The organism is Agrobacterium sp. lyk4-40-TYG-31, assembly GCF_030209855.1.
GTDB lineage: Bacteria > Pseudomonadota > Alphaproteobacteria > Rhizobiales > Rhizobiaceae > Agrobacterium > Agrobacterium vaccinii.
In genome coordinates, this window is record NZ_JARVRE010000014.1 from 1 (window position 1) to 20,150 (window position 20,150).

The window sequence follows — 20,150 nt, forward strand, 5'->3', positions numbered from 1 at the left end:
GCGCCTCTTGCCGATCTCCCCCCTTGAGGGGGAGATGCCTGGCAAGGCAGAGGGGGGTGAGCGGCGTACTCTGTTCATCATGACAGGCGGGTTACGCCTCCCGATCATCCCGGGTCTACCGAAACGGTCGAAAAATCATGATGAGCGATGCCAATTCATAGGGTTTTCAGGTGAGGGGTGGCCAACTGCGCCGACGAAAGCATCTCACATGGTGGGTGCAATCAGAAATCTCTTGCGTTTGGCCACCATATGGCGGCTAAGTTACGGGACCAAACCGGGAGAATCCAATGGCCAAGGGTCAAGTTCGCAGCAACAAAGAAGTCAGAAAACCGAAGAAGGACAAGGCCGCACCCGTTGCCGCTCCGACACTCGGTTCGCAGGTCAAAGCCAGCGAAAGCACCACCAAGAAGAAATAAGTCCAGGCTGCATCACCACCGTCCGGCACCCGCACTTCGGATGCCGGAGTGGGCGGTTAGCAGATGACGACGTTTCGCGACGCAACACGGCTGGCCGTACCAGCCATGGAGACCTCCCATTATCAAGATCATGGTATTGCTTCACGCCGCCGTCGGCACCGACTGGCAGACCCCACCGAAAGGCACGGGGCTAAAGACGCTGTTCGAAGCCGAAGAGCAGGGCTTCATCCAGATTCGCGGCGAATTTCAGAAACGACAGTTCCGGTTGACGAGCATGGGCTTTGAATATGTCGAGCGGGATAAGCGGCGGCTAGAAGCGCGGCGGATGTAGGGTTGGGTTTCGTTTTCTGTTTGTGGGTGGGGTAGGACCCCTCACTGGCAATTTCTAACACTTAGCTTTCAGCTAAGATGTTGAAATTGCTATCTCTCCCACAGGGGGAGAGATAGGGGTTCGCTGTGCTCTTTGCATTTCGTCACGACTAGTGAACAGCTGAGAGTATTGTGGGATATTATCCGAAGTCAATACTCATCGATCTGCAAGACGCTCGGTCGTTTCATCAATGTGATTTTCAACACTGGTGATTAGTCCTTCGCATATTTTATCGACTAGCGATACTGACGGGTCATCCCAACTTAAAGTGTACCATCGTTTAACAAGCTCCTCTCCCTCAGAACTAAAAGCATCCCAGTCTGTTCTTGGATGTTTTATGACCATCTCAAATACGTAGCAATTTTGGAGGCTGGGCGCACAACTAACTACAAGCATGAGGCGTTGAAGTGTTCTAAACTTTGGGATCAGGCTTATTTTGATTTGAGCCCGTTCCAAAGAGCAGTTTAGTTCTAGGTCGAAACGGTCGATATAGTCGTGGCGTAATGCCTCTAGTAAACCGAAACTAGCAGCTTCCCAAGGGTTATTTTTGCGTTTCTCTCTTTTGATCTCAGCTGTCACAAGCCTATCAGGACGCTTTTCGCGTGAAAGGACGCGGATCATAAATTCGTCGCTAATTTTCTCGTAGTACCGAGGATACTCACTGATCTCTACATCAAAAAACTCTGAGAACTTCGGACTACTAAGGTTCTCTTTCAGTCCATCAAACAGACTTCCTATCAGTTCCTTGACCTGTAGCGGTGAGCCGATCCGACTTTCTGCTGCTAAAAGACGTTGCATCGGCGATGGCGGGGTCGTTATTGCCACATCCTCGTGGTCGCTTTCAGCATCGGTAACGAAAGGTGCGTCACTGTGATTGGCCTCAGCTTGGCCGAGTTGCAGCATTATTCGTTTTCGAAATTCGTCTAACGTCTTGGCATCATCTACTAAAGTTTCGCGACCAGTCCCCTGATAGACAAAGAAAGGAGTCTGACCGTTATTGTGTATGAAGTTGTCTCGCAAAGTGTTCGAAAGGTCAGTGTAGAAGATCGCTCCCTCTGTCTTGCGAATGCTCGCTTCGATAAACGCACGTGTATAGTCGCTGAGAGGAATCCCGCCCATCGATGTCTGATCGTTCATGGATGAAGAGAACTGAAAAACGTTACTGAAGCCGTCTTTGACCAAAGGGGGTGGTGGCACCTCTCTCTTGACTAACGGCATTCCCGAGTAGCAGGCATCTATCACAACAACCAAAGTGGTAGGGGAAGCTGTTCTAAAAAGCCCATGGAGCTCCGAGTGCGACACACCTGTTTCATTGGGCCGCCTAGTGTCAAAGGTTGTTCCGCAATAATAAAACTCACCTTCAATCTGTGCGCCATGACCAGAGAAAAAGAAAAAAACTTCATTTTTCTTTTCTTCTGCAGGCAGGGCATTTCGAACAGCGTCGCGCATTGCATCAGCATCAACGTTAATGCAGTCAACTATGTGATCGAACCTGCCGGTCGCATTTAGTAGGTCGTGCATTGCCTCGACATCCTGTTGGCAGCACGGCAGGTCATTCTCGCTTTGGTAGCTCGCATTTCCTATTAAAATGGCGGTAGAAGACATACTTCTCTCCAGCAACGATATAGGTACCTTGGGTTTGCGTCGATTTGATCCCATAAATCATTTCAGGCGGTTACGAGCCGCCTGAAATGATTCTTTGATAAAAGATGTCTCTTTAATGTAGCACCTATATCAGCTGCAACCACTCGTCGCGCCGCACGTATCGCACTTCTCGCAAGTCCCATTTCTCACCATCGTGAAATTCTGGCACTCGGAGCACATGTTGCCCGTGTAGCCCTGGGCAATCGAGCGGATGCGGCGTTCGGCTTCCTTCTTTTTGGCTTCCGTCTTGGCCGATGCGGCGTCTGCTGCTGCCTTGTCGGAGAAGAGAGCGGTGGCGGCCTGTTCGGATTCGGTGGCGAGGCCTTCTTCGATCTCTACCGATTCCTTGGCGCGTTCCTCGTAGTCACGCTTGAAGGCGACGACTTCGGAGGTGGAGATGGCGACGGTGGGTTCGAGCTTGCGGACCGTGTTGCCGGAGATCTGCGTGACCGTGCCGGAGGCGCGGGCAGGGGCAGCTGTTGCCGAACCCTTGGGCTCGGAGGAGGCGCGCTCGGGGGTGTTGGAGACGAGCGTTGGCTTGTAACCGCGGGTCCAGCCGGTGGAGACGAGGTTGGTCTTGCCTTCTTCGATGCCCTTGCCGAGTGCCGTCTGCGAGAAGTCGGACGTATCCACATGGGCCAGATCGTGACGGCCGAGGTAGGAGACGGCGAGTTCGCGGAAGACGTAGTCGAGGATCGATGTCGCGTTCTTGATCGCATCGTTGCCGATGACCATGCCGGCTGGCTCGAACTTGGTGAAGGTGAAGGCCTCCACATATTCTTCCAGCGGCACGCCATATTGCAGGCCGAGCGAGATGGCGATGGCGAAGTTGTTCATCATTGCACGGAAAGCAGCGCCTTCCTTGTGCATGTCGATGAAGATTTCGCCGATGCGACCGTCACCGAATTCGCCGGTGCGCAGATAGACCTTGTGTCCACCCACGGCTGCCTTCTGGGTGTAACCCTGACGGCGGTTCGGCAGTTTTTCACGCTCGCGGCTGACACGCTCGACAACGCGCTCGATGATCTTTTCGGTGATGGTGACGGCCTGGGCGGCCTGTGGCTGAGCGATCAGCTCTTCCATCGCATCTTCGTTGTCATCGTCTTCGACCAGCGATGCATTGAGCGGCTGGGACAGCTTGGAACCATCGCGGTAGAGAGCGTTGGCCTTCAGCGCCAGCTTCCAGGACAGCATGTAGGCTGCGCCGCAATCTTCCACCGTTGCATCATTCGGCATGTTGATGGTTTTGGAAATCGCACCCGAAATGAAGGGCTGCGCTGCCGCCATCATGCGGATGTGGGATTCCACCGAGAGGTAGCGCTTGCCGATCTTGCCGCAAGGGTTGGCGCAATCGAACACAGGCAAATGCTCGTCCTTCAGGAACGGTGCGCCTTCCAGCGTCATCGCGCCGCAAACATGCACGTTGGCCGCTTCGATGTCCTTCTTGGCAAAGCCGAGATGTTCCAGCAGGTTGAAGCTCATGTCGGCGAGCTGGTCGTCGGAAACCTTCAGGGTATCTTTCAGGAAGTCGGCGCCGAGCGTCCACTGGTTGAAGACGAACTTGATGTCGAAGGCGGCCTTCAGCGCGCCGTTGACGGCTTCGATCTTCTCGTCGGTAAAGCCCTTGGCTCGCAGCGTCGATGGGTTGACGGCAGGTGCCTGGTTGAGGTTGCCGTGGCCGACTGCGTAGGCTTCGATTTCGGCGATCTGGCTTTCCGAATAACCGAGCGAACGCAGGGATTCTGGAACAGCGCGGTTGATGATCTTGAAGTAGCCGCCACCGGCCAGCTTCTTGAACTTCACCAGTGCGAAATCAGGCTCGATGCCGGTCGTGTCGCAATCCATGACGAGGCCGATCGTGCCTGTCGGCGCGATGACGGTGGTCTGGGCGTTGCGGTAGCCGTTCTTCTCGCCAAGCTCCAGAGCCTTATCCCATGCGGCAACCGCGTGGGTGATGAGGTCTGCATCCGTGCAATCGGCATGGATGAGAGGCACAGGATTTACCGACAGGCCTTCGTAGCCATAGGCGAGGCCCTGAGCGGCGCGGCGATGGTTGCGGATGACGCGCAGCATGTTGTCGCGGTTGGGTGCAAAGCCCGGGAAGGGGCCGAGTTCGCCAGCCATTTCAGCCGATGTTGCGTAGGAAACGCCGGTCATGATGGCGGTCAAGGCACCGGCAATCGCACGGCCTTCATCGCTATCGTATGGGATGCCGGAGGACATCAGCAGGCCGCCGATATTGGCATAGCCGAGGCCGAGCGTGCGGTATTCGTAGGAGCGTTCGGCGATTTCCTTGGATGGGAACTGCGCCATCATGACGGAAACTTCGAGAACGACGGTCCACAGACGAACGGCGTGTTCGTAGTCGGCAATGTCGATGTTCTTTGTCTTGGCGTCCTTGAACTGAAGCAGGTTCAGCGAGGCAAGGTTGCAGGCCGTATCGTCAAGGAACATGTATTCCGAGCAGGGGTTTGATGCGCGGATGGGGCCAGCGGCTGGCGATGTGTGCCAGTCGTTCATGGTGGTGTTGAAGTGCAGGCCCGGATCAGCCGATGCCCATGCGGCGTGGGAAATCTTTTCCCAGAGCGCGCGAGCCTTCAGCGTCTTCATGACCTTGCCGTCCTTACGGGCGGTCAGGTTCCAGTCGCCATCGTCTTCCACGGCGCGCAGGAAGTCATCCTTCAGTGACACGGAGTTGTTGGAGTTCTGGCCCGAAACCGTGAGGTAGGCTTCCGAATCCCAATCGGTGTCGTAGGTCTTGAATTCGATATCCTTATAGCCCTGCTGGGCGAACTGGATGACGCGCTTGACGTAGTTTTCAGGAACCATGTCCTTCTTGGCAGCGCGGATTTCGCGCTTCAGGGCAGGGTTCTTGGCAGGGTCGAAGCAATCGCCGTTATCGGCTTCGCAGTTGACACAGGCCTTCATGATGGCCTTCAGGTGCTTGGCAACGATCTTGGAGCCGGTGACGAGGGCGGCAACCTTCTGCTCTTCGTTCACTTTCCAGTCGATGTAGGCTTCGATATCGGGGTGATCGGCATCGACGACGACCATCTTGGCCGCACGGCGGGTGGTGCCGCCGGACTTGATGGCACCGGCTGCGCGGTCACCGATCTTGAGGAAGCTCATGAGGCCGGAGGAACGACCACCGCCCGACAGCTTTTCGCCTTCGCCGCGCAGGTAGGAGAAGTTGGAGCCGGTGCCGGAGCCGTATTTGAACAGGCGTGCTTCACGCACCCACAGGTCCATGATGCCGCCTTCATTGACCAGATCGTCTTCGACGGACTGGATGAAGCAGGCATGTGGCTGCGGATGTTCGTAGGACGACTTGGACTTGGTCAGCTTGCCGGTGAAGGGATCGACATAGAAGTGGCCCTGGCCGGGGCCATCGATGCCATAGGCCCAGTGCAGGCCGGTGTTGAACCACTGTGGAGAGTTCGGCGCAACGCGCTGGGTGGCCAGCATGTAGGCAAGCTCATCCTTGAAGGCGGACGCATCTTCTTCGGTCGAGAAATATTTGCCCTTCCAGCCCCAGTAAGCCCATGTACCGGCCAGACGGTCGAACACCTGACGCGCATCGATTTCAGAACCGTAGCGCTCGTCTTCGGGAATGTCCTTCATTGCCTTTTCATCGGCAACGGAACGCCAGAGGAAGGAAGGAACGTCGTTTTCCTCAACCTTCTTCAGGCGGGCAGGGACGCCTGCCTTGCGGAAATATTTTTGCGCCAGAACGTCAGTCGCAACCTGGGAAAACTGCGCGGGAACGTCGATATCCGCCAGACGGAAAACGATGGAACCATCCGGGTTCTTGATCTCGCTCACGGCCTTGTGGAATTCGATTTCCGCGTAGGCAGACTGGCCGGGCTTCGTGAAGCGGCGTTCGATGCGCATTGTCTTTGTTCCTCGTCCTTGGGCGCCTATGGGCAGGGCGCAAAAAATCGCTCCAGCGTCGCACCTTATCGCGCGCCGCCGGTTTGTTGTGTTGCCGGTGAAACCATCATCCGTTGGATGACGCTTCCTCTATCTCGTGGTGATTTCGGCTGCAAGCATACTATATATAGTATTAACAGTTTGTTGTCGCCATATATCCCGCATTTTGTTTTGGCAGCAAAGCCAGTTCACAGACAGCCGATTGCGCTCACCCCCTCATGGCCGGAACGCAAGACAAACGCGTGAACTGAAACTGATGAGAACCGAAGGTGGAACACCTGATTCCGTTGCCGCCGCAACATGAGCATTACCTTGCGGATATGTGGTGATTCCGTCAAGGCCTAGTTTGCAAGCGTTTGTTAACCACAAGATATTGTGTGGGGCGGCTGTGGAAAACGGGGAAAGAAAAAGCACCTATAAAATTCAGGCACTTGGATGAATTTTAGAAAGTTCGACGCCGACTACCTTACGTTACGGATGGCAGATTTATCGCGTTTTTTCGTTTTTTTCGGTGTGGTGTACAAGCAACAGAACCTGATTTCCACAATTAGCGGTGCATCAGCAGATAGGCCTTTACAAACCTAAAAGGGCCGTTCGCAGGCCGGGCTTAATACCTGAAATATGGAATGCTTTCCGTTGCAAATATCGGTCGTGGGGTTCTCATTTTTTCGTTAAGACCAGGAAATTCGCGACAGCGCGTTCGCTGTGCGCCAATAGGAGACATCGAAAGTCAATTTCGTTAGGTTAGCATTGGCGGGGCGGAGAGGAACAATGCTTATAATTTTTGGCGGACTGTCTGGATCAGGAAAAAGCACCGTTGCTCAAGCGTTGGCGCGGAGAATTAGAGCGCTTTATCTGAGAGTGGACACAGTCGAGCAGGCAATCCGTACATCCGCACCATTAGCGGAAGGGCTGGGTGTTGGCCCAAGCGGGTATGTGACAGTCTATCGATTGGCGACCGATAACCTGCGGCTCGGGCACACGGTGATCGCAGACTCCGTGAATCCTTTACCTACAACTCGAAATGCATTTCGAGACGTAGCCGCTGAGTCTGGTACTAAATTCATCGAGGTCGAAATCGTTTGCTCCGATGCTGCGGTCCACCGTCATCGCGCCGAGACAAGACTACCCTCTGTTGATGGACTATCCCCGCCATCGTGGGCGGCAATCCAGAACAGGCACTATGAGGCTTGGATACCCGATCTGCGCATAGATACCTCCCTTCTGTCTGTCGAACAAAGTGTTGTGGAGATCGTGAGGAAACTGGGCGAATGACCGCTTCGGGCCAGAAGCGGTCATCGCGCGAAGTGCAGTTGTTCCTCGTCAGCTCAACAGAAGCGAAAAAAATAAGCCTACAAAAACCAAGACTGATGCGATGTATGCGGATTTCCAGTTTGGAAGATAGGGAAACCAAAACGGATAAATAAAGCGGTTCAGCAACAATGCGCCGGATGCCATAGAGGCGATAAAAAAGCATACGATAATATCGTGCAGGTCTACCATTTTCTCCCTCTTGCCCAAGATTCTACTTTTAAGGAGAGTGATGTAGTGCACTCGCCTTAGCGTAACGTGAAGATATCTATCAGGTCACATCTATGACCGCTTCGGGCCAACTGTAGACGTCAGTTTTGCGCCAAGAGCGGTCATTGTTAATAGCGGAAGACGACCTTATTTAGAGGCCATAAAAAACGACTGCTTTCATCCAAGTTTTGGCGATGGGGCAAGCGATCAGATTGGATGCTTGATGCAATTTCAAAGACCACGCCTACCGCTGTCGACTGACCGCCTTATCCTGCGCGAATTTGTAAGCGGTGATTTCCCCGACTATGCTGTGTACCACTCTCTGCCAGAGGTTTACCGTTATCTCTACGCGGCACCTCCGATGGGAGATGCTTTGCAAGAGCAATTCTCGAGGTTATTGGATGCTCCATTCGATCATGATGGCGACGTCTATCGACTGGCGGTTGAGCGAAAGGACGACCATGCGCTGATGGGTGAAGTGCTGTTAAAACTGGCAAATATAGATGCGTTGCAGGGCGAGGTTGGATACATTTTCAATCCAGCCTTTGCCGGAAATGGATATGCGTCGGAAGCAGTTGCCACTATGATCAACACAGGCTTCTCCTCTTTCGGATTTCACCGAATTTTCGCTCGACTGGATGCGGCAAACGCCGGTTCCGTCGGTGTGGTGAAACGCCTAGGACTGCGTCGGGAAGCACATTTGATCCAGAACGACCGCTTCAGAGATGTGTGGGGAGATGAGTACATCTATGCCGTTCTAGCAACGGAATGGAATTCCCGCACCGCCTAAATATCTGAATAGTTTACGCTATGAATATCCTAACTGCTTTGCGCCAACACCGGACGTTGCGGCTGTCGCAAAACTCGCTATTCTGCGACGTCGCAAATTTGGAGTTGGAACTAAACGCATACATAAGCAGGTAATTGTGATCGACCTACATCTGGAGCAGGAGTACGTCATAGACAAAGCGACCATCGCTGCGAGCGTCGGCGTTTCAGAATCGCGGGTCAAGGATTTTTACTTCCTCAATCCTATGGCTATGGCGGATGGACGACTGGCGATCCGCTGTTCGACGTGGTTCGAGCCCAAGCGGGTTATTGATCGCGGGGATGAGATTTTTCAGATCGATCTTATTGCCTCGGGGGCGGTGCTTGTTCGCGATCTGGCGCGGCACTTTCCCATACGGCATGGCGACGCTGCCGCGTTTAACACGCATGTCGCGGTGCCGATCGGCGATTCAACGCTGTACCTCACGGGCAGCGACCGCGCCCTGCTGGTGCCAGCCTCGCAAACGCATGAGCCCTATGCCATTGAAATTGCGCAACCTCTTGGAAGAGTGAGAGTCCATGAGGATAAGACCGGCGCCCTATACCCCGGTTACGCGGTTCACCCGGTCGCGGAGGGCAATGTCATCGCGGTGCCATTACAGGCGGCGTCATCGACACGATGGCTGGCGTTCCTTTCCGTTGACATCGAGAATCGAACGGCAAGTTGGTCCGCATTTCCGGTCGCGCCTGCGCCAAGTGGCGGCGGTTCACTGTTGAAGCGTTTGTTCGGCACCAGTTCCGATCCGCTCAAAGCCCCGACAGGCGACGATCTTCTTCAACTGGTCGCCGAGGATTTTCCGCATCATCATTTCTTCCACTCTTATAGACCTTATATCAACCAGGCGCTGCTGCGTGCCGGCCGCGTTTACGTCTACACCAAAGGACACGGTGACTCGCCCAAATATGGGTATCCATGCAGCGGCATCGCGGAAATTGGCCCGGATGGCCGGGTAAAATCGCTGCCATTCATGCAGGACTACACGCGCACGGGCGACGAGAAGAAATATGGCATCGAAGGTAGGTTTACCGCATCCGGCCGCTTCTGCATTCTTTCCTCCGTTTACAAGACGACTGATCCCTGGAAGGGACGGCAGAAACTGTTCGACATGGACATTGGCGCGTTGGTCGACGTGAATCTACCGCGCGGATTTTCCAAATACAGGCTGATCGACCACGCTGGCGATCATTTCTGGGCCGAGCTATGGCCCATTCCGCGTGATAATGTGGGACGGATCGCGCGCTTCAGTTACGATAGAGGCGAGGATGCGCCGTCGCGAATCTCCTAAGTTTCGCGACAGATCGGCCACCGCAGAAATCAAAAGGGAATTTCCGTCGCAGAATTCGGTCGCAAAACTCAGAGTTTCGCGGCCAATTTTTGCGACGGCCGACGTCCGCAACGGGCCAAATGCAGCCTTGGCGGCAATGCGCCAATTGAGGAAATTGCGATCGATGAGTACCAGCAGCGCCGCTGCATGACTTTTCCACTGCAATAGTTTAGGGGAAAACCGTGCCTCCGAGAAACGTTCCTGGTGATCTATCGCTGGTAATTGATCCCCAGCCATCACTTGAAACTTGAAAGCCCGCTACATGGATAACAGTCGATCGACCGCCAAAGCGGCAGCATGGATGGTGGCATCTTTGTTGTTGATACTTCTAATGTCCGTTTCGGGGCGTATCATCACACTCGAGCTTGACGTCTTCCAAGTCATGGAAATGCGTTCCATCATCGCCTTTTTTATGCTGTTGCCACTGGTTTATCGAGAGGGCGGAATCCGGGCGATGCGAACCAGTATCCTGCCCAGGCACATCGGCCGCAACGTTGCTCACTACGTGGGACAATATGCATGGTTAATGGGATTGACGCTAATCCCATTGGCTCAAGTCATATCGATTGAATTCACTGCGCCTATTTGGGCTGCTTTCCTTGCTGCCATATTCCTGAACGAGAGACTGACATGGCGGAAGGGAATCGTCATCCTTTTTGGCTTGGCGGGCGTCGCGTTAATTGTGCGTCCGGGCGTAGCGCCTCTCAATCCAGGCCATTTGATAACGCTGGGAGCTGCCTTCGCGTTCGCAATCTCTTTCATCTCCACAAAGGCGCTGACGCGCTCCGACAGTGCCACGAAGATCATTTTCTGGATGCTCATAATCCAATCGATCATCGGCCTCGTTCCGGCACTGAACGTGTGGCTTTGGCCTTCGGCTTCAACATGGCCCTGGATAGTCCTGTTCGCATTTGCTGGTTCATTTGCCCACTTTTGCATGGCCAAGGCCTTGGCCCATGCAGACGCCACAGTTGTGATGCCTATGGACTATCTGCGAGTGCCATTATCCGCTGTACTCGGGTATTTCTTGTATGCCGAGGCGATAGACGGCTTCACAGCAGTCGGCGCGGGTTTGATCCTGTTTGGTAATCTGTTCAACCTGCGACGACCTAACGCCGAGAAAATTGAATCCATACCGAGTTGATGGTTGAGAAATGCTGCGAAGTAAAGATCATCGCGGAAATGCCGACGCTTGTTCCCAATCTGAGTGGATCGCATACCATTCCTGTGGCGGGCCATTCGCTTCAGCAAGGTAAGCCAAAAGAGGTCTCGGCGGCGATCTTAGATTTTTCGAAAGCATCTAGGCGACATTAGTTGGTGCATTGAGACGGCGACAAGATGTCTGCTTTGGGCCAATTGCGGACTTTCACCTTTGACGTAACCACAATTAAATCGACAGTTTCTCGACATCTTAGATTTCAAAGGTTCGCAACAGATGAGCGCGTATAACGCGTCTCAAACATATCTACAGCGAGATGATTTAACGCCACTATCGACTTTGAGTTAAGGGCCACCCTCAGGCAGCCCTTTCAAATCCATAAAGCGTCCGTAACCTCAGCCCGGTGCGCCCTTGGCGATGGGTTCTTGATAGGTGAAGCCGAGGTCCCAGGGGAAGTAGATCCATGTGTCCTGGCTGACTTCGGTGATGAAGGTATCGATGGTGGGGACGCCGGTGGGCTTGGCGTAGACGCAGGCGAAATGGGCCTTTGGCAGCATTTCGCGCACTTCGAGCGCCGTCTTGCCGGTATCGGTCAGGTCGTCCACGACGAGGATGCCTTCGCCCTGTCTTTCCATCAGTTCCGGCGAGATGCCCTTGAGCAGCAGCGTATCACCCTGATTGACGTAGTCATGGCGGGTGGCGATGCAGACGGTGTCGATGAGGCGGATGTTGAGTTCGCGCGAGATGATGGCTGCCGGAACGAGGCCGCCGCGGGTGATGCAGACGATGGCCTTGAACTCCTGGTTCAGGCCGGCCAGACGCCATGCAAGGGCACGGGCATCACGGTGGAATTGATCCCAGGAGACGGGAAAGGCTTTATCGGGAAGGGACATGAGGTGTCTACCATCTGGTCAAAATTGTCGATGGCTTTGGCTAATAGCGGGAAGAAAGCGTGGAACGCAAGCAAATCACGCCATTCTTCCTGCGGTTTCTGGTGCCGGGGCCTCAAGACCCCGGCGCCAAATCAGCCATTGCTGCCGAGAAACGAGCCGATAACCCGGTTTCGGCCTGCATCCTTGGCGCGGTAGAGCGCGGTATCGGCACGGCGCAGCAATTGTTGCAAACGCTCGCCGGGCCCTGCCTGCACCACGCCGAAGCTGCAGGTGATGCGGCCTTTGGGCAGGGGATCGAGGTAGCTTGCCTCGAAGGCGGCGCGCAGACGCTCGGCAATGGTGAGGGCATCTTCGCCCGAGGTGCGCGGCAGGACGATGCAGAATTCCTCGCCGCCGATACGGGCCGCCAGATCATAAGGCCGCAGGGAATCTTTTACGATCTCTCCGACGATCATCAGGACGTTGTCACCGACATCATGGCCGTAATCGTCATTGATCAGCTTGAAATTATCGAGGTCGAACAGAACGATCGAGATGGGTTCTCCGGCGCGCTCCGCCTGGGACTGCATGGCAGGCACCTGTTCGCTCAGTCGCCGACGGTTGGCAAGTCCGGTCAGGAAGTCGGTGGTGGCCTGATGCTTCAGCTGTTTTGCCAGCTCTTCGACCTGCGACAGCATCGACTTTGTGGCGTCCGTGACGATGGCGATCTCGTCATTGCCTGTCGTTTGAAGCTTTAGCACGCTCTTGTCCTGAGGATAGCGTTGCAGCGCTCCGGCCAGATGATGCAGCGGGCGAATGAAGTGCCAGATGGCATAAAGGCACGCGGCGGTGCCGAGGAGCGTGGCCACGAGGATAAGGGTGAACACCGGCACCGGCCCGGTATCGAAGCCGAACAGCAGGAAAACGATCAGGGCGATCAGAGGGACATGCACGCTGAGAAAGGAGACGAGGAAAATCTTCGCGATCAGGGACCGCCGAAAATTCGGCATGACGGGTCTTCTTTCATTCGGCATTCTATAACCTTCTCCGGTCTTTCTCACAGTCTATCCCATCCTTGCCGCTGGTTGGCCGCCAATGGCAACATCACCATTTTCGCCAGCCCAGCCGCAATTTTTGAGCGAGCTGTAGGGCATTATTTTAGTATGAGATAAAATCTCCCGGGAAAAACAGCAATTCCGTGACCATGCCAGTAATTTTCAGTGTTTTGGTTCTGTATTTTCAATTCCAGATATCAAATCGGGCCGCATGCAGGGTTTTTCTGTGGCTTGCTACTGGGGCGAGTGCTTGAAATTCCTTCTCATGACGGCAGTGGGGGCCGTGCTTTCATATGCACTACGCCCAAGACTGTTTCGCCAGATTCGTTGACTCCCAAACGTCTTGATGCCCCATCAACACATCACATCCGGTTTCCACAGGCAAAATAACCCTCTGTTTTGAAAAGGGAATCCTTGTTTTGCAGGGGCTTTGGGCTGGTCCGTCATTTTTTTGTCAAAAGGCGCATTTTCTCGCTTGCGGTATCGAAAACCTCTGACTATAAGGGCGCCACACTACAAGTGTACGCGCCCTTCGTCTATCGGTTAGGACGTCAGATTTTCATTCTGAAAAGAGGGGTTCGACTCCCCTAGGGCGTACCACTTGAGTGTTTTCTCCCCACATTAAATCTCAATCCTGACGTTGCGATCTTTTCGTTCTTGCGACGGATTATCTGCAGGATATTGACCCCCAACTTTGCGGGTTGATTGTTTGCGTGGATCGATGAAGCTGGCCTCCGTAAGACTCGGGAGGAGATATCAGTGACATCAGACGTACCATTTTCACTTGTCGGGATAGATCACGTCGTTCTGTTGGTGGACGATATGGAGAAGGCGTTGCGGTTCTATCATGAGGTGATGGGCTGCCGACCCGGCTATACCTATCCGGCGCTGGGCATGGAGCAGGTGTGGTGCGGTGCTTCGCTGATCGTTTTGTGGGATATCACCCATCCGGGTGGGCACAAGGCGGCGCCGCCGGTGGCGGGGGGACGCAATGTGGACCATATCTGCATCGCGACCGGGCCCTTCGAGCATGACGCATTGCGAGCGCATCTGGAAAGCCACGGCGTGGAAATCCACCGCGAGGCGCTGCATGGCGGGGCGCGGGGAATGGGGCACTCCTTCTATATATACGACCCCTTCGGCAACATGCTGGAAATCAAGGGACCGGCGGAATATCCCGACGGTCGGCCTGTGACGGGCTGAGCCCGCTATCGAACACGGTTTCATGATACCGGGCCATGCAACCGGGAAGCTGGATTGGCGTTGTTCTGCAAACAGAATTAACGGAGCGTTAACCATGACCAGTTTCCTTCGCCCGCTTGCAGCTACGCTGGCCTTTTGCGGGCTGAGTGCCTGCCTTATCGAAGAAGCCAAGGCGGAGGCACCGGTGGTGCAAACGCAAATGTCGCACTATCAGGGGAAATGGCTGGAAATCGGCCGCACGCCGATGTGGCTGACGGATGGCTGCGTGGCAGGCTTTACGGTCTACTCGAAAGGCGATGCGCCAAACCAAGTGAAGGTTCAGGATGGCTGTCGCGAGGGAATACCGCAGGGCAAGCTGAAGACGATTGAAGGCGTGGGCACGCTGACCGATGCCCGGACGACCAAAGCCAAGTTGAGAGTGCGCTATCCGCTGTTCATCACCTGGGATTACTGGGTGCTCTACCAGTCTCCCGACCGCAGCTGGTTCATCAGCGCCGATCCGAAGATGGAAAAACTATGGATCTACGCGCGCAAAGTGCCGTCCAAGCCGCAACTGGCGCGAATGGTGAAAAAAGCCGGTGAACTGGGTTACGATACGGCCAAGCTGGAATTTCCGAAGTTTTGATATAAGGGCGGTCCTGTGACATCGGGGCCGCCCTTATTTTATCAGGCCGCTGCTGCGGCGGCGAAGCCTGCCTCGAGGTCGCGCTTGATATCCGCCACGTCTTCCAGGCCGATTTGCAGGCGAATGACGGGGCCTTCCGTCGGGCCCTTCGCCACCGTACGGTCGCGCAAAGAGACCGGAACGGCCAAAGACTCGTAGCCACCCCAGGAAAAGCCAAGGCCGAATAGAGAGAGCGCATCGAGGAACGCGTGCGACGTTTCCTTGAAACGTCCGGACTCCGACTTCAGCACGAAGGAAAAGACGCCGCTGGAGCCCTTGAAGTCGCGCTTCCACAGATCGTGGGACGGGAAGCTGGGGAGGGCAGGGTGCAGCACCTGCGCGACATCGTCGCGGGCTTCCAGCCATTGGGCGATCTCGAGCGCGCTTTTCTGATGATGTTCCAGCCGCACACCCATGGTGCGCATGCCGCGCAAAACCTGATAGGCATCGTCGGAGGTGACGCAGAGGCCAAGGTCGCGGTTGGCGTGATCAAGCTTTTGCCAGTGCTTTTCATTGGCTGAGACAAAGCCCATTAGCACATCGGAATGGCCTGCCGGATATTTCGTCGCTGCGTGGATGGAGACATCGACGCCGTGGTCCAGCGGCTTGAAATAGAGCGGGGTCGCCCAGGTGTTGTCCATGGTGACGACGCAGTCATGCCGATGGGCGATCTCGGACATCAGTGCCACGTCCTGCATTTCGAACGTGTTGGAGCCGGGGGCCTCCAGATGCAAAAGCCGCGTGTTGGGACGGAAAAGCGCCTCTATTCCTGCACCGATGGCTGGGTCGTAATATTCCACTTCGACACCGAACTGCTTGAGCATCGTGTTGCAGAAGCGACGGCTTGGGTAATAGACGGAATCGACGATAAGCGCGTGGTCGCCCGCAGATAGATATGCCAGGAACGGCACCGTAACGGCAGCAAGGCCGGAGGGCAGGAGGATGGTGCCAGCCGAACCTTCGAGGCTGTTGACCATCTCGCACAGTGCATCCGTCGTCGGTGTGCCGTGGGTGCCATAGGTGTATTTTTGGTCCTCGCTGACCAGCGTCTGCGCGTTGGGAAACAGCACAGTGGAGCCACGGGCGATGGGTGGATTGACGAAGCCGTGGTAGCTGCCGGGGTCATTGCCCAAATGGGTCAGCCGCGTGTTGATGCCGGCGGTCTTGGGAAGCCCGTCCTTAGGTGTCATGCTGAAATGTCTCTCACGTGATCGATGGCAGCAAAATGGGACGCAAAGGCTGTTGCGGTCAAGACTTCGTTATCGAAACAGGTGTCGGGGCGGGAATCGTCTGCAACGGCGCAAATGTGAGCCTCGGATGACGCCGAATGATCGTGCATTGCACGGAAGACGATCATGATGGAGAAAAATTTGGTCTACCTGCCAGACAGCTTGAGCAGTTTTTAATCAGTTTTAGCGTATTTATTAGACATTTGCCCACAAAAGGGACACTTTTTGAAAAAATCCGTTTTTTGGACACAATTCTTTGGGGTGAGGCTTGACCGTGACGGCAATTGCGATTGTGATAGATGAGCGCACCGGGAGGTGAGGCGGGGAGCAGATCGCGTACCACGAGATATGCGGCTTTCTTCCGATGACAAATAAGAAACAAAGGTTGGGAAAAAATGAAAAAGGCACTTCTGTCAGCCGCCATTGGCGCAGCAGTTTTCGGAGCTGCATCGGCTGCATCTGCCGCAACGCTTGCAGACGTCAAGTCCAAGGGCTTCGTAACCTGCGGCGTAAGCTCCGGTATTCCAGGCTTCTCCAACCCTGATGACAAGGGTGAATGGTCGGGTATCGACGTTGACTATTGCCGCGCGATCGCGTCTGCGGTTTTTGGCGATGCAACCAAGGCAAAGTTCGTACCATTGACGTCCAAGGACCGTTTCCCGGCTCTCCAGTCTGGCGAAATCGACGTTCTGACGCGTAACACGACATGGACAGTCAGCCGCGACTCGTCGCTCGGCTTCAACTTCCGCACCGTCAACTACTATGACGGCCAGGGCTTCGTCGTGAAGAAGGCTCTCAACGTTAAGTCGGCTCTCGAGCTGTCGGGCGCTGCCGTTTGCGTTCAGCAGGGCACGACCACCGAACTCAACCTTGCCGACTACTTCAAGACCAACAACCTTCAGTACAACCCGGTCGTGTTCGAAAAGGAATCCGACGCCACCTCCGCTTACGATAGCGGCCGTTGCGACGTTTACACCACCGACCAGTCCGGCCTGTACGCGATCCGTCTGAAGATGAAGACGCCGGACGAAAATATCGTTCTGCCTGAAATCATCTCCAAGGAGCCGCTCGGACCTGCCGTTCGCCAGGGCGACGACCAGTGGTTCGACGTTGTCAGCTGGGCTCACTACGCGATGATCAATGCCGAAGAACTCGGTATCACATCGAAGAACGTGGACGAGCAGAAGTCTGCCGCCAACCCTGACATCAAGCGCCTTCTGGGCACTGAAGAAGGCACGAAGATCGGTACAGACCTCGGCCTGACCAACGAATGGGCCTACAACATCGTCAAGCAGGTCGGTAACTACGGCGAAGTCTTCGACCGCAACGTCGGTGCCGGTTCTCCGCTGAAGATCGAGCGCGGCCTGAACGCGTTGTGGAACAAGGGCGGCCTTCAGTACGCTCCGCCAGTTCGCTAATAGCGGATCACGGCATCTCTACGCGGGAGGCGGGGCGAACGCTCTGCCTCCCGACTGGCTTCTGCCCGAAGCTCGAAAACGACGCTCGGGCACCATGATGCCGATGCGATAAGTTAAAAGAAGCTCGCAAAGAGCACACAGAGGGAAAGGTGCCGATGGCAGGCAAAGCGCTCCACCCGGAGTCCAGCTCAAAAAGCGCGACATCCATTATTTACGACCCGCAAGCGCGGTCGATTTTTTATCAAGTCGTTACAGTCATTCTTCTCGTGCTGTTCGTTTGGATGATTGCATCCAACACTGTTCACAATCTTCAGCGCGCCAATATTTCGTCCGGCTTCGGCTTCCTCAATGGCAGAGCAGGCTTCGATATCGGCCAGTCGCTGATCGCCTACAGCAATGACAGCACCTTCGGCCGCGCACTGGTCGTCGGTATTCTCAACACGCTTCAGGTGGCGTTTCTCGGCATCATAACTGCGTCCATCATCGGCTTTATCGTCGGTATTGCGCGGCTGTCCAACAACTGGTTGATTTCCAAGCTGGCGCAGGCCTATGTCGAAATCTTCCGCAACATCCCGCCGTTGCTGGTCATTTTCTTCTGGTACAAGGGCGTCATCACCATTCTGCCGCAGGCGCGCGATTCGCTTCAGCTGCCTCTCGGCACCGTTCTCAACAACCGTGGCTTCTTCTATCCGAAGCAGGTGTGGGGTGAGGGCTCCTGGCTCATTCCGGTGGCCTTCCTCGTCGGCGTCGTCATCACCTATTTCGTCTACCGCTGGGCCAAGGCCCGCCAGATGAAGACGGGTCAACCATTCCGCACCGGCATCGTCGGCACTGCCATCATCATCGGCCTGCCGGTTCTGGCGTTTCTTGTGATGGGCGCACCGCTGACCTTCGATTATCCGGTTGCCGGACGCTTCAACCTCAGCGGCGGATCGGTCATTGCGCCTGAATTCCTGTCGCTCTATCTGTCGCTGTCCTTCTACACCGCGTCCTTCATCGCCGAAATCGTTCGCGGCGGTATCAAGGCCGTTGCGAAGGGCCAGACGGAAGCTGCAAGCGCACTCGGTCTGCGTGGCAACAACATCACGCGGCTCATCGTCGTGCCGCAAGCCATGCGCATCATCATCCCGCCGCTGACGAGCCAGTATCTCAACCTGACCAAGAACTCCTCGCTGGCGGTCGCCGTCGGCTTCTCGGATCTCGTGGCGGTTGGCGGTACCATCCTCAACCAGACAGGGCAGGCCGTCGAGGTCGTGGCCATCTGGCTTGTGGTCTACCTTTCATTGTCGCTGACAACCGCGCTGATCATGAACTGGTTCAACGCGAAAATGGCGCTGGTGGAGAGATAATATGACAGCACATCAAATCTCCTATGTTCGCGCCAATATGGTTCAGCCGGAGCCCGCTCCTTCCAGCCAGGTGGGTATCACCCACTGGCTGAGAACCAAGCTGTTCGCCACGCCGAAAGACATCGTCTTAACCGTGCTGGCCATCGCATTCCTGGTCTACATCATCCCGCCGCTCGTGCAGTGGCTGTTCATCCATGCCACATGGACGGGCACCGACCGCACGGCCTGCCTGACGCAGGAGCAGGGCGGCGCATTGCCGAACGGGCAGTCCGGCGCATGCTGGGCCTTCGTCAATGCGAAGTTCGCGCAGTTCATGTTCGGCCGCTATCCCTCATCCGAATACTGGCGTCCGCTTCTGGTCCTGGCAGCCTTCGTCGCGCTGCTGATTCCGATGCTCATTCCAAAGGCACCGTTCAAGGGCCTGAACGCGCTTCTGGTGTTCATCGTCCTGCCTGTGGTGGCCTTCTTCCTGCTGGTCGGCGGTCATTTCGGTCTGTCGCATGTCGAAACGCCGCTGTGGGGCGGATTGATGGTGACGCTGATCCTGTCGTTTTGCGGGATCGTCGTCTCCTTGCCGTTCGGTATTCTGCTGGCACTGGGCCGTCGATCGAACATGCCCGTCATCAAGATGCTGTGCACGACCTTCATCGAGGTGATCAGAGGCATTCCGCTGATCACAATCCTCTTCTTCGCCAGCATCATGTTGCCGCTGTTCCTGCCCGATGGCTGGACCTTCGACAAGTTCCTGCGTGCACTTGTGGGCGTGGCACTGTTTGCCTCTGCCTATATGGCGGAAGTCATTCGTGGCGGCTTGCAGGCCATTCCGAAGGGACAATATGAGGGTGCCGATTCGCTCGGTCTCAACTACTGGCAGAAGACACGTCTGATCGTGCTGCCGCAGGCGTTGAAGCTCGTCATTCCCGGTATCGTCAACACCTTCATCGGCCTGTTCAAGGACACCTCGCTGGTCTATATCATTGGCATGTTCGACCTCCTGGGTATCGTCAATCTCAACCAGTCGGATGCGAACTGGTCGACACCTGTCACACCTATGACCGGCTATATTTTCGCCGGCTTCATATTCTGGATATTCTGCTTCGGCATGTCGCGGTATTCGCTGTTCATGGAACGGCATCTCGACACTGGACATAAGAAATAAGGGGAAAA

General features: G+C 55.4%; 16 protein-coding genes and 1 tRNA gene. 12 read left to right on the forward strand and 5 right to left on the reverse strand.

Annotated features, from left to right (window positions below; all coding sequences use genetic code 11):
- Positions 1-287: 287 nt before the first annotated feature.
- Both QRN55_RS21725 and QRN55_RS21730 read left to right on the forward strand, forming a co-directional pair.
- Complete coding sequence (locus tag QRN55_RS21725; protein ID WP_277877902.1) at positions 288-416, forward strand: hypothetical protein; 129 nt, start codon at positions 288-290, stop codon at positions 414-416.
- Positions 417-546: 130 nt separating this feature from the next.
- Positions 547-747, forward strand: coding sequence for a hypothetical protein (locus tag QRN55_RS21730; RefSeq protein ID WP_111839025.1), 201 nt, complete (start codon positions 547-549; stop codon positions 745-747).
- A gap of 195 nt (positions 748-942) precedes the next feature.
- On the opposite strand, the gene QRN55_RS21735 is transcribed toward QRN55_RS21730, so the two are convergent.
- Both QRN55_RS21735 and QRN55_RS21740 read right to left on the reverse strand, forming a co-directional pair.
- Entirely contained in the window at positions 943-2,391 is a 1,449-nt protein-coding gene (locus QRN55_RS21735; protein WP_284778281.1) for a caspase family protein, read from the reverse strand.
- Between the two features lie 129 nt (positions 2,392-2,520).
- Positions 2,521-6,321, reverse strand: coding sequence for a vitamin B12-dependent ribonucleotide reductase (locus QRN55_RS21740; protein WP_284778282.1), 3,801 nt, complete (start codon positions 6,319-6,321; stop codon positions 2,521-2,523).
- 810 nt (positions 6,322-7,131) lie between these two features.
- Between QRN55_RS21740 and QRN55_RS21745 the strand changes: the two genes are divergently transcribed.
- From QRN55_RS21745 to QRN55_RS21760, 4 genes are all read left to right on the forward strand, one after another.
- Entirely contained in the window at positions 7,132-7,635 is a 504-nt protein-coding gene (locus tag QRN55_RS21745; protein ID WP_284778283.1) for a P-loop nucleotide/nucleoside kinase family protein, read from the forward strand.
- Between the two features lie 469 nt (positions 7,636-8,104).
- Positions 8,105-8,671, forward strand: coding sequence for a GNAT family N-acetyltransferase (locus tag QRN55_RS21750; RefSeq protein WP_284778284.1), 567 nt, complete (start codon positions 8,105-8,107; stop codon positions 8,669-8,671).
- A 136-nt stretch (positions 8,672-8,807) separates the two neighbouring features.
- Complete coding sequence (locus QRN55_RS21755; RefSeq protein WP_233137936.1) at positions 8,808-9,995, forward strand: hypothetical protein; 1,188 nt, start codon at positions 8,808-8,810, stop codon at positions 9,993-9,995.
- 301 nt (positions 9,996-10,296) lie between these two features.
- Entirely contained in the window at positions 10,297-11,178 is an 882-nt protein-coding gene (locus QRN55_RS21760; protein WP_284778285.1) for a DMT family transporter, read from the forward strand.
- Positions 11,179-11,588: 410 nt separating this feature from the next.
- On the opposite strand, the gene gpt is transcribed toward QRN55_RS21760, so the two are convergent.
- Positions 11,589-12,086 carry a xanthine phosphoribosyltransferase gene (gene gpt / locus QRN55_RS21765; protein WP_111839032.1) on the reverse strand — a complete coding sequence of 166 codons (498 nt, stop codon included), beginning with the start codon at positions 12,084-12,086 and terminating at the stop codon, positions 11,589-11,591.
- A 131-nt stretch (positions 12,087-12,217) separates the two neighbouring features.
- Positions 12,218-13,099: a GGDEF domain-containing protein gene (locus tag QRN55_RS21770; RefSeq protein ID WP_284778286.1), complete on the reverse strand. Its 882-nt coding sequence runs from the start codon at positions 13,097-13,099 to the stop codon at positions 12,218-12,220.
- A 546-nt stretch (positions 13,100-13,645) separates the two neighbouring features.
- Between QRN55_RS21770 and QRN55_RS21775 the strand changes: the two genes are divergently transcribed.
- The 3 genes from QRN55_RS21775 to QRN55_RS21785 all read left to right on the forward strand — a co-directional run bounded on the left by QRN55_RS21775 (position 13,646) and on the right by QRN55_RS21785 (position 14,948).
- Positions 13,646-13,720, forward strand: a tRNA-Glu gene (locus tag QRN55_RS21775).
- 159 nt (positions 13,721-13,879) lie between these two features.
- Positions 13,880-14,323, forward strand: coding sequence for a VOC family protein (locus QRN55_RS21780; RefSeq protein ID WP_284778287.1), 444 nt, complete (start codon positions 13,880-13,882; stop codon positions 14,321-14,323).
- 94 nt (positions 14,324-14,417) lie between these two features.
- Positions 14,418-14,948 carry a lipocalin family protein gene (locus QRN55_RS21785; RefSeq protein WP_350225195.1) on the forward strand — a complete coding sequence of 177 codons (531 nt, stop codon included), beginning with the start codon at positions 14,418-14,420 and terminating at the stop codon, positions 14,946-14,948.
- A gap of 41 nt (positions 14,949-14,989) precedes the next feature.
- On the opposite strand, the gene QRN55_RS21790 is transcribed toward QRN55_RS21785, so the two are convergent.
- Positions 14,990-16,177, reverse strand: a complete 1,188-nt coding sequence (locus QRN55_RS21790) for a cystathionine beta-lyase (protein ID WP_284778288.1) — start codon at positions 16,175-16,177, stop codon at positions 14,990-14,992.
- Between the two features lie 434 nt (positions 16,178-16,611).
- Between QRN55_RS21790 and QRN55_RS21795 the strand changes: the two genes are divergently transcribed.
- From QRN55_RS21795 to QRN55_RS21805, 3 genes are all read left to right on the forward strand, one after another.
- Complete coding sequence (locus QRN55_RS21795) at positions 16,612-17,634, forward strand: amino acid ABC transporter substrate-binding protein (protein WP_111839036.1); 1,023 nt, start codon at positions 16,612-16,614, stop codon at positions 17,632-17,634.
- A gap of 155 nt (positions 17,635-17,789) precedes the next feature.
- Positions 17,790-18,983, forward strand: a complete 1,194-nt coding sequence (locus QRN55_RS21800; RefSeq protein ID WP_112501653.1) for an amino acid ABC transporter permease — start codon at positions 17,790-17,792, stop codon at positions 18,981-18,983.
- 1 nt (position 18,984) lies between these two features.
- Positions 18,985-20,142: an amino acid ABC transporter permease gene (locus tag QRN55_RS21805; RefSeq protein WP_422387296.1), complete on the forward strand. Its 1,158-nt coding sequence runs from the start codon at positions 18,985-18,987 to the stop codon at positions 20,140-20,142.
- The last annotated feature ends 8 nt before the right edge of the window (positions 20,143-20,150 follow it).